This is a genomic window from Butyrivibrio sp. AE2005, from assembly GCF_000686965.1.
Taxonomy (GTDB): Bacteria; Bacillota; Clostridia; order Lachnospirales; family Lachnospiraceae; genus Butyrivibrio; species Butyrivibrio hungatei_A.
In genome coordinates this window covers 119,172-130,676 of sequence record NZ_JMMD01000007.1, presented here as the reverse complement: position 1 = coordinate 130,676, position 11,505 = coordinate 119,172, and the positions used below count along the sequence as shown (strand labels likewise).

Annotated in this window: 7 protein-coding genes and 1 riboswitch; of the genes, 5 read left to right on the top strand and 2 right to left on the bottom strand. The window is 42.6% G+C overall.

The window, feature by feature from the left end; all coding sequences use genetic code 11:
• Position 1: 1 nt before the first annotated feature.
• A complete protein-coding gene (locus DL92_RS18700; protein WP_034468760.1) occupies positions 2–1,144 on the top strand; it encodes a YibE/F family protein in 1,143 nt (380 codons plus the stop codon).
• A gap of 81 nt (positions 1,145–1,225) precedes the next feature.
• The gene (locus tag DL92_RS0108305; protein WP_026667397.1) at positions 1,226–1,879 is read left to right on the top strand and encodes a prolipoprotein diacylglyceryl transferase family protein; all 654 of its coding nucleotides are present in this window, start codon (positions 1,226–1,228) and stop codon (positions 1,877–1,879) included.
• A gap of 68 nt (positions 1,880–1,947) precedes the next feature.
• Here the strand turns inward: DL92_RS0108305 and DL92_RS18695 are convergent, their stop codons facing one another.
• Together DL92_RS18695 and DL92_RS18690 are read right to left on the bottom strand one after the other, a co-directional pair.
• A complete protein-coding gene (locus DL92_RS18695) occupies positions 1,948–3,237 on the bottom strand; it encodes a bifunctional folylpolyglutamate synthase/dihydrofolate synthase (RefSeq protein WP_051625269.1) in 1,290 nt (429 codons plus the stop codon).
• Complete coding sequence (locus DL92_RS18690; protein ID WP_034468757.1) at positions 3,224–3,739, bottom strand: folate family ECF transporter S component; 516 nt, start codon at positions 3,737–3,739, stop codon at positions 3,224–3,226. The genes DL92_RS18695 and DL92_RS18690 overlap by 14 nt, the downstream gene beginning before the upstream one ends.
• 64 nt (positions 3,740–3,803) lie before the next feature.
• Positions 3,804–3,899, bottom strand: a riboswitch (THF riboswitch).
• A gap of 334 nt (positions 3,900–4,233) precedes the next feature.
• On the opposite strand from DL92_RS18690, the gene amrA reads away from it, so the two are divergent.
• From amrA to DL92_RS21250, 3 genes are all read left to right on the top strand, one after another.
• A complete protein-coding gene (gene amrA / locus DL92_RS0108290; RefSeq protein WP_026667395.1) occupies positions 4,234–5,619 on the top strand; it encodes an AmmeMemoRadiSam system protein A in 1,386 nt (461 codons plus the stop codon).
• 32 nt (positions 5,620–5,651) lie between these two features.
• Entirely contained in the window at positions 5,652–6,500 is an 849-nt protein-coding gene (gene amrS / locus DL92_RS0108285) for an AmmeMemoRadiSam system radical SAM enzyme (RefSeq protein WP_026667394.1), read from the top strand.
• A gap of 762 nt (positions 6,501–7,262) precedes the next feature.
• A complete protein-coding gene (locus tag DL92_RS21250) occupies positions 7,263–11,381 on the top strand; it encodes a carbohydrate-binding protein (protein WP_026667393.1) in 4,119 nt (1,372 codons plus the stop codon).
• Positions 11,382–11,505 lie beyond the last annotated feature (124 nt).

The following is an 11,505-nucleotide window of genomic DNA, read 5'->3' as shown; positions in this document are numbered from 1 at the left end:
TATGAAAAAAGAGCTGATAATAAAATCAGTATCAGTCCTTGTATTCATAGCCTTAAGCATTGGCGTAGTTATCTATGCCAATGCGGACAGGCCTAAATACACTATTACAGAGAACTCCGGAGTTGAATATGAGACTGCCAGAGTTCTTTCTGTAATAGAGGACAATACTGTTATTGATGAGAGTGTTGAAAATCAAAAGAAGGGCAGCAGCGAGCTTAAGGTTAAAATCCTAACAGGCCGCTATAAAGGTGACATCTGCAAAGTCACAAACTATTTCAGCGCCCTTTATAACGTGGATGTAAAAGAAGGCGATACTGTTAGTGTAAGGATTGATACATCGGCAGAGCATACATATACCGTAAGCATCTATAATTACAATCGCATTCCGCTTACAATCGGACTTGTAGCTGTATTTTTTGCCGTGCTTGTTCTCATGGGAGGAAAGCAGGGATTAAAAGCATTTATAGGACTTGCCTACACGGTACTTGTTATTCTGTTTGTGCTCCTTCCGCTTGTATACAAGGGCTTTTCTGCAATCCCCGTGACAATCGCGGTTATATTTGTAACCTCTGCGATATGCTTCCTGCTTATCGGCGGAACCGGTAAAAAGACTGTGTCAGCGGCCTTGGGATCGCTTGCGGGAGTGCTTATAGCTGCCATACTCGGAGCTGTATCCGCAAAACTTGGCGGCGTTACAACATTTCAGACAGATGAGGCGGAAGCGCTTCTTCTTGTGAAATCAACAAGCAATCTAAAGATGTCAGGTCTTTTTATCAGTGGGATACTGATCGCTGCGATGGGTGCGGTTATGGATATAGCGATGTCGATTTCATCCGCTATAGAAGAAATCAAACTTGCAAACGAAAAAGCTACTTTCGGCGAACTCTTTAAATCCGGTATGAAGATCGGAAGAGACGCCATGGGCACAATGGCCAATACGCTTGTACTTGCCTATGTCGGCGGCGCACTTAATATGATGATCCTTATATATTCCTATGGAGTATCTTTTATCCAGTTAATAAACACAGACTTTGTGGCTGTTGAGCTTATCAGAGCAATCGCAGGCTCTGCTGGCATTATATCAACCGTTCCGTGTGTTGCAGCCATTGGTGCGTATTTGTATGGCCATAAGAATAACAAATAGCCAATATCACGATCGGCATTTGAAAGAATTGTGTATATGCAATAAAATGATGACATAATAACGTAAGGAGACGGAACATTTATGTATAAGACAATGATAGCTTCTGCATTATTTTTTGGACTGCTCACGATAGCATATTTGCAACAGAAAAGAAATGTTCCCAAAAAGATTGCCTTTTTGTTCGCTGTACTGGAATTGATAATGTGTTTATGCACTTCACTCTTAACGAATTTTGTGCTTACAAAAGGACAATATATCAGGCTTAACAGTAGCGGTGCCGCGCTGGGTATGCTTTTGGGAGCATATATATTTACAAGGATGACTCCCAAATATAAAGAAGTATTTTTTGAATCCTTTGTGGTAGCCCTTCCGTTGATGTACGGAGTGGCAAAAATAGGATGTGCTTTCGCGGGATGTTGCGAAGGGCTTCCGTATAACGGATTTATGCGTGTCCATACCGACAAGGGGAATCTATTTCCGATTCAAAAGTTAGAGTCTGCAGTTTTTCTGCTTCTTTTTGCATTTTCCATTGTTTTATATTTCAAAAAGCATTTTAATCCGCTGGTTGCTTCGAGCATATATGCTATAGCTAAGATTGCTTTAGATTTTCTCAGATACGCGCATCTTTATCATGTCATAACAGCTACGCAGGTAATGTGCGTAGTTATCGTTGTACTTTTTATTTTCTTAAACAGAAGACAAGCAAAAACAATAAAACTCTATTCCGATGAATGATCGGAATAGAGTATCAATGATAATCTGTATGCCACAAGGGAGCGTTGTCAATCGCTGTATCTGATTGTTCAAAATTTCAATGTAATATCTTTTATGAGATAGAGAGATCCTGCAATGCAGAGAACTTCTGTCTCGTCTTTACATAGGTCTTCAAGTGGATAATCTTTTTCCAAAACAGTTGCTTTAACGCCGCGGCTTTCCACCATCTTGGCAAGGTCATCAGGATCCATAGTCCTTTTATTTGGGACAGCAGTGACGTAGCACTTATCTGCAATCGGCATCAGTTCATCGAGGATGATATCAACTTCTTTGTCGGCGAGGATTCCGAGAAGGAATGTGATCTTTTTGCCGGGGAAGTATTCTTCAAGTGATGAGCGAAGAACTGCAGCGCCTTGTCTGTTGTGGCTACCGTCTATTATGATATACGGAGTTTCTTTTACAACAGTGAAACGTCCGAACCACTCGGTATTTGTGATTCCTCGGGATATGTCAGTTTCGGAAATCCTAAATCCTTTCTGAGCAAGTTTCCTTGCGGCGTAGATTGCCTGAGCTGCGTTGCCTATCTGGTAGGTTCCCAGAAGCTTTGTGCTGTAAGTTGTTCCGTCTACGTTAAAACGCTGTCCCTGCAAACTTCGTTCAATCGGGACGGGCGCAGTGAAGTATGCCAGAGAAACAGCTTTTTTTGCGCAAAAATCTTCAAGAACTTTGCTGACTTCTCGTTCCTGAAATGGAGTGATGACAGAGGTGCCGTGCTTGATTATTCCGGCTTTCTCGGTTGCAATCTCAGTCAGTGTGTTACCAAGGATCGACATGTGGTCGTAGCTTATCGGAGTAATGAGAGTAACGAGCGGCGCGGGAATAACGTTTGTCGTATCCACGCGGCCTCCCATGCTGACTTCCATGACGACGATGTCACAGTTTTTTTCGCTGAAATAAATAAAAGACATGACAGTAAGAATCTCATATTCGCTGGGAAATATGTTCTCGGTGGCAAGCTCGTCATATGCAGGCTTTATCTGTGAAAAGAGCCTTGCAAAATCCTCATCCGAAATTTCAGTATTGTTTATCTTAAAGAGTTCATTGTAGTGGTATAAAAAGGGTGAGGCGAAGGTGCCGACTCTTAAGCCTGATTCGATAAGAATCGAGGTGAGATAGGCAACTGTTGAGCCCTTGCCGTTTGTGCCTGCGACGTGAACATAGCGCTGCCCGATCTGGGGATTTCCCAGTTTTCTGAGAAGAGCAAGCTCAGCGTCCAGAGAAAACATGTCTTTTACGGGGGTATTATTATTTTTAGGCGGTTCAAAGTGAGGCAATTTCTCAAAAAAAGAAATTGCCTCTGAATAATTATACTCGTGCATAAGTCTTAATCCTGCCAAATGCTTCCAAAACAATGTAAAGCATTAAAATATTGATGGGGAGCATTACAAGTTCTTTGGGAAGTCTTGCTACAAGTGTCACAAAGAAGCCTTTTTTGATATACATCATGTCGAGCCAGTAGGTATTCATGATGATGCCGACGATAAGTGTGTGAACGGCTTCAGCCGCAACAATTCTTGCAAGCGTAGGTTTCTTGTTGTAAAGAATAAAGCCGAAGATCAGGCCGCTTACGATTCCGCTAATAGTAAATCCGGGAAAGAAAGGACCGGTAGGCTTTACAAGATATCCTCCGATATCGGTAAGTGCTCCGACGATAGCGGCAATACCGGGGCCGAGCGACATACCTGCGATGCCGATCGGGAGTGAGCCGAATCTGATCTCGATGATCTGGTTGATGGGAATTTTGAGAAATCCCAGTACGATACCCAAAGCCGTTAACATGGCGGCCAGAGTAAGTGTGTTTGTGTCACGTAATTTTTTCATAAAAAATACACCTCCTCGCAGCTTCCTTTTGTCTACACGAGAGGTGTTATACACTTCACTATGTAGCAGCGGGATGCGACCATAAAACCGCGGATTACCCTTCGTCCGAATGACAACTCCCTGTTCACCCGGCACTTGACGCTTTACAGTCTACTCTGCATTCTTTTTAATTTTGTCTGTATTATAGGGTGAATGAAAAAGAATATCAAGCATAAATATACATAAACATTTATAGGAATAGCCGCCTGTTACATGCATTTTTTACTAAAAACATGTTATATGCGGGGATTGTGCATTGTGTGGGAATATGTTTTATACTAACGGAAATAACGAATATTAATAAACGTTAAGGTGGACAAGTGCTGATTTATCGTAATATGATATATGTGTCGAAATGTAGGTGTGATGCACATTTATAATTGATCATAGATTTTTTAATGCATGACATTTTGAATGAAATTACAGAAATCCGCAATTTCAGATAGGAGGCTAAAATGACTGTATCGGCAGCTTTTATGGTTCCACATCCACCGCTTATAATTCCGGAAGTCGGAAAAGGCGGAGAAAAACAGATTCTTGCAACAACAAATGCTTATGAGAAGGTCGCGGAAGAAGTGGCGGCTTTAAAGCCTGACACTATCATCATAACGAGTCCGCATTCCGTGATGTATGCGGATTACTTTCATATATCGCCGGGGCACAGAGCAACGGGAAGTTTTGCAGATTTCGGCGCATCCGGAGTCAGATTTTCCGAAGAGTATGACACAGAACTTGCAGATGCGATTGCGCTCCTTGCAGAAAAAGAAAATTTCCCCGCGGGAACGATGGGAGAAAGGGAGTCTTCCCTGGATCACGGAACCATGGTTCCTTTGTGGTTCATCCGCAAAAAATATAGTGGCGGAAAGATTATTCGTATAGGGCTTTCGGGGCTTCCTTTGACATATCATTACAGGCTGGGGCAGATAATTGCGAAAGCTATCGATGAATCGGGAGAAAAAGTCGTTTTGATTGCAAGCGGCGATCTTTCGCATAAGTTGCAGGAATACGGACCTTACGGTTTTTCAAAAGAGGGCCCCGAATATGATGAAAACATAATGGAGGTGTGTGGAAAAGCAGAGTTTGGCAGGCTGTTTGAATTTGATGAGAGCTTGTGTAAACTTGCCGCAGAGTGTGGGCACAGGTCGTTTGTTATCATGGCTGGGGTTTTTGACGGTCTTCGCGTTAAGGCAACAGCTCTTTCGCATGAGGATGTAACGGGAGTGGGCTACGGAATCTGTACTTTTTATCCGGACGGAGCGGATGAGAGCAGACATTTTTTACAAGAATATGAAAAAAAGCTTGAAAAAGAATGCAAGGAAAAGGCTGACGCGAATGATGAATATGTGAGGCTTGCGAGGGCAAGTGTCGAGTCGTGGGTAAAGGAACACAGGCAGATTCAGGTTCCTGACGGTCTTTCAGATGATCTTCTTACAAGAACTGCAGGTACTTTTGTATCAATTCACAAGATGGGACAGCTTCGCGGTTGCATAGGGACGATCGCTGCAACTCAGGACAATATTGCAAAAGAAATAATTCAGAATGCGATAAGTGCAAGTACGCACGATCCGCGCTTTGATCCGATAACCGAGGATGAGCTTAAGTTTCTTGATATAAGTGTTGATGTTCTCGGGGAGACTGAGGATATAGATTCACCTGATAAGCTTGATGTAAAGAAGTATGGAGTTATTGTTAGTCACGGAGTTAAGAGAGGGCTGCTGCTTCCAAATCTTGACGGTATAGATTCCGTGGAGGAGCAGATCGATATAGCAAGGCAAAAGGGCGGAATACTCGAGGATGAGCCGTATAAATTGCAGAGGTTTGAAGTGGTGAGGCATTTCTGAGGAAATGTGGAATAATGGCAGCGGGAGGCTTTATGGCGGCATGTCAAGTGTGTTTCAGGCATTGTTCCTTATCGGAAGGTGACATCGGATTTTGCGGCGCAAGAACGGTCAGGGACGGGAAGGTAATTGCATATAACTATGGCAGAGTGTCGGGGCTTGCGCTTGATCCGATTGAGAAGAAGCCGTTGAACAATTTTTTTCCCGGAAGTTACATCCTGTCGGTAGGAAGTTTCGGGTGCAATCTGCGATGCCCTTTTTGCCAGAATAATGATATTTCTTGGTCGGAGGAAGCGCGGATATTTGCAGAGGATGCGAAGATGGTGAGTCCTGAAGAACTTGTGGAGACAGCGCTTGATACGAGGACGCAGGGGAATATCGGGATTGCTTTTACTTATAATGAGCCGCTTGTCGGATATGAGTTTGTGCTTGATACAGCGAAGCTTGCAAAAGAGCATGAACTTAAAACTGTGCTTGTATCTAACGGAACAGCCGAGTTGTCTGTTCTTGCGGAGATAGCTCCGTATATTGATGCGATGAATATCGATCTTAAGGGATTTACGGATGAATATTATGATAGACTTCTCGGAGGCAGCAGGAAGCAGGCCATGGAGTTTATTGAGGAAGCGGTAAAGCATTGCCATGTTGAGCTTACAACACTGATAATTCCCGGTGAGAATGACAGCGAGGAAGAAATGCGCGAGATGTCGGCTTGGATACACGGACTCGAAGCGGCAAACGGGAAGAACATTCCGCTTCATATTTCGAGATTTTTTCCAAGGTTCAAGATGACCGACCGCGACGCGACCGATGTGAGAAAAGTCTATCGACTCGCCGAGGTTGCGAGGGAAGAACTTGAGATTGTTTATACGGGGAATTGTTAGTGTTGTTGGCTTGCCAACGCAGTATATGGAGTTAGCTTGCTTTTTAATTTGCCTTTTTTAGTTGTCTTGACAAGGGGCGAAGAATACCAATCTGATATGACAAAAATTCAGGTTTTTGTTTTGGGACGGGATATATAAGTGTGATTTGCAAATGTATGACTTTTTTGATGATTTTTCTTCTAAAAAGTCATGCATTTTTTATTTGTAGAGTATGCTGAAAAAAAGATGTATGACCTTATCTGAAAAAAATGCCTGAAAAAGTCATATTTTTTTGCCTTTTTAAACTGCGCAAGCGTAGATTTTATGACCTTTTGAGGGATTTTTACATATATAGGTCATATACTTGTTTTTTTATCAAAAAAATATGGAAAAAATACATGACTTTTAATGCGGTTTTTTTCCAAAAAAGTCATATGGTAATTTTTCGAGAGATAAAAAATATGACCTTTTTTGATGATTCTTTTATAAAAAGTCATACATTCATGTTTGAGATGGGGGAAAAATGTCCGGGCCGGAAAATAATGATTTTTTAGCGATTTTTTATAAATATTTAAGTTAATAATTTTCTTTTTATAATATTAAAACTAACTTAAAAACGCAAAGCAATTAAGTCATTATGACTATTAAAATTTGAGTTATTTGAGTAATATTACACATTGTTCACAAAAATAATGCGCTGTTACAATGGAAGTGCTCGGGCGCTAAAACGTTTACGTAAAAATCAAAACAATTTTATTAGGCTAGGAGGTGAACGGTTTTATTATGATTAAACGAAAGTTATCAGTAGCATTAAGTGTATTCTTAGCAACAGGATTGTTATCACCAGGCTTGACAGTAGCGGCGGCACCAAGTATTAACCCGTACGGTACGGTTGAGGCGGAACTTGACTTTGAACGTAATATAAAAGATGTTTTCACAGATGAAGATGCCGGCGCGACAGTTGTCAGCCTTGGATCTGGAAATTACTTCACTGTGAAGAGTGTGAACTTCTCGCAGGGAGTTTCTAAGATAGTTATAAAAGCCAAAGCGGATTCGGCAGGTCTTATTGTTATTCATAAAGATGGAGAAAAGGGAGATGTAGTAGGTAGCATTAAACTTAGTGGTACCGACGGAGAATACAGGGAATTTTCAACTTCCGTAAAAGATTTGGATGGAGCGGATACCATTGCATTTGTGCAGACGATGGGCACAAGTTTGGTAGATAGTTGGACAGCGGAACCGGGTGAAACACCTGATGAACCTGAAAATCCGGACCAACCGGAGAATCCCGATCAGCCTGAGGTTCCGGAGCAGCCTGAAAATCCGGAGCAGCCTGAAAATCCGGAGCAACTGGAAAACCCCGATCAGCCTGAGGTTCCGGAGCAACCGGAGAACCCCGATCAGCCGGAAAATCCGACAGCTGTAAATCCGTATGAGAAGGTTGAGGCCGAGACAGCAGCTACATTGGAAAATGCAAAGCTTGTTCCGAACAAGCAGTCGGTACTTATAAATGATGGCGGATATATTGTAGCCAAGAATGTTGACCTGTCAAAAGGTGTTTCGGGATTCAAGGTACTTGCCAAGACTTCAGCACCAAAGGTTAAACTTGATGTATATGTTGACGGAACCGATACTCAGTTAGGTTCTATCAGCGTTGGCACTGATATGTCAAGTGAGTCATTTGTAAAGATATCATCGGACCTCAAGGGTTCACATGATGTATATTTTAAAGCAAATGGCGGAGCTGTACAGATTGATGCATGGCAGGCTCTGGAAGGACAGGGCGGAACGGAAGAACCTCCTGTAGTTGAGCCACCTGTAGGCGATACGGTAAATCCTTATAGTAAGGTAGAAGCAGAGGCGGCAACTGAGCTTGCTGAGGCTATGGTATCACCTAATAAGCAGTCGGTTGTTGTTAAAGACGGTGGTTATGTGATCACCAAGAATGTTGATTTCTCAAAGGGACTTTCGGGATTTGCTGTACTTGCAAAAGCGTCAGCTCCTAAGGTTAAACTCAACATCTATATTGATGGTGCAAAGTCACCCATGGCTTCAATCAATGTCGGTACAGATATTGCCAAGGAGTCAACTGTGGATGTTACATCAGAGCTCAAGGGAACTCATGATGTATACATTCAGGCAGATGGTGGCGCTATAACACTTGATGCATGGCGTGCAGTGGAAGCATCAGGTGGAACGGAAGAACCTCCTGTTGTAGAGCCTCCTGTAGGCGATACAGTAAATCCTTATGAGAAGGTTGAAGCAGAAGCATCTGCAGAGCTTAAGAGCGCAATGGTTACACCTAACAAGCAGGCAGTAAGCATCCAGAAGGGTGGATATGCAGTAGCAAAGAGTGTAGATTTCTCAAAGGGCATTAAGGAATTTACAGTTAATGCGAAAGCAAGTGGAGCAAACAGACTTGAAGCAAGACTTGATAAGGCAGACGGAGACCTTATCGCAAACTTCAGAGTCAGCACAGATGCAAAAGATATAACAGTAAGTGCTGCAAAGAATATCACAGGAACACATGACATCTACTTTGTAGCAACTATGGATGGCAGTCTGACCTTCGATTCCTGGAAGGTAACACCTTCAGACGGAACAGAAGAGCCTCCTGTAGTAGAGCCTCCTGTAGGCGATGCGGTAGATCCTTATGAGAAGGTTGAGGCAGAAGCATCAGCAAAGTTCAGCAATGCGATGATCACACCTAATAAGCAGGCTGTAAGCATCCAGAAGGGTGGATTTGCAGTTGCAAAGAATGTAGACTTCTCTAAGGGAGTTAAGGAAATTCTTGTTAAGGCAGGAGCAAGCGGAGCAAACAGACTTGAAGTCAGACTTGATAAGCCTACCGGAGAGCGTATTGCAAGCTATATGGTCAGCACAGACGCTAAAGAATTAACAGCAAATGTTTCAGCAAGTGTTACCGGAACGCATGACGTTTATTTCGTAGCTATGATGGATGGCACTGCAACATTTGATTACTGGAAGGCAACACCTTCTGACGGAACAATTGTAGAACCTCCTGTAGGCGATACGGTAGATCCTTACAGCAAGGTTGAGGCAGAAAAAGCAGATGAGCTTAGCAGCGCAATGATTGCTCCAAGCAAGACATCTGTAGTAGTTAATGATGGCGGATATATAGTAGTTAAGAACGTTAATTTCGCAAAGGGACTTAACGGATTCCAGATTTATGCACAGTCATCAAAGCCCGGAGTTAAACTCAATGTTTATATTGATAAGTCCGGATATGATGCAAAGACAGCGATTGGAACAGCAAATGTCGGCGCAAATATGGCTTCGGGAACAGGCATTAAGCTTACATCAGACCTTACAGGAACACACGATGTATACTTCGAGGCAACAGGCGGATCGGTTACATTCGATGCTTGGAATGCAATGGCTAAGTCAGGAACAATTGTAGAACCTCCTGTAGGTGATACAGTAAATCCTTACAGCACAGTAGAAGCAGAAGCATCAGCAGAGCTTAAGAGTGCAATGGTTACACCTAACAAGCAGGCTGTAAGCATCCAGAAGGGTGGATATGCAGTAGCTAAGAACGTTGACTTCTCTAAGGGAATTAAGGAATTTACAGTTAATGCAAAAGCAAGTGGAGCAAACAGACTTGAAGCAAGACTTGATAAGGCAGACGGAGATCTTATCGCAAACTTCAGAGTAAGTACAGATGCAAAAGATATAACAGTAAATGCATCATCAAATGTTACCGGAACGCATGACATCTACTTTGTAGCAACTATGGACGGAAGCATAACATTTGATTCATGGAAGGTAACACCTTCTGACGGAACAATCGTAGAACCTCCTGTAGGTGACACAATCAATCCTTACAACAAGGTAGAAGCAGAAGTATCCAAGGATCTTACAAATGCAATGCTTTCACCTAACAAGCAGTCGATAGTCATCAGTGATGGCGGATATATCCTTGTGCAGAACATTGACTTCTCAAAGGGAATATCAGGATTCAAGGTACTTGCAAGTGCATCACAGCCTAAGGTTAAGCTTAATATCTATATTGATGATTCGCAGACACCTATCGGCTCGATCAGCGTTGGTACTGATATTACAAAAGAAACATTTGTAAAAGTTTCAACAGATATCACAGGTAAGCATTATGTTTACTTTGAGGCAAAGGGTGGTGCCGCAACATTTGATGCATGGCAGGCAATGCCTTCATCAGGTACGATAGTTGAGCCTCCTGTTTATGAAGATATCAATCCTTACAACACTGTTGAGGGTGAGGCATCTACAGATCTCAGCAACGCAAGACTTACACCTAATAAGCAGGGCGTAAGCATTGGTGCAGGCGGATATGCAGTTGCAAAGAATGTTGTATTCTCTGACGGTATTTCAGAATTTATCGTAAATGCCGGAGCAACCAATTCTACAAGATTTGAGGTAAGAGTTGGCTCAGCAAGCGGAGACCTTATCGGATATGCAACTGTAAGCGGAAGCACACGTGAGTTTAAGATCACAGCTTCCAAGAATATCACAGGAAAGAAAGACATTTACTTCGTGGTTCCTAGTGGTGGAAGTGCTGTAACTCTTGATTCCTGGAAGGTAAATCCTTATAAGGAAGTTGTAGAGCCTCCTGTAGTTGAGACAGGCATGAAGCTTACTCAAAATACAAGCAAATGGCAGGGTGGTTATCAGACAAACTTCACCGTTACCAACAGCTCAGGTAATACAGTGAACACATGGAAGCTCAAGATTAAGAGAAACGGTATCAACATTACTCAGAGCTGGTGCGTAAATATCCAGCAGCAGGGCGATTACTATGTAATTACTCCTATGTCATGGAATTCTACGCTTGGAAACGGACAGTCAACCACATTCGGAATTATCGGAAGTGGAGAGCCGAGCCAGATTGAGTATGTATTTGAGTAAAAGAGAGAAAGGGGCGGTTAATGACCTTCTTTAAAAGAAGGTAAGAAATCCGGTGGCTGTCTTTGGATGGTCGCCGGGTTTTCTTTATATCAGCAGAGTCGTTAAAGTGTATCGGGGGTAAAAA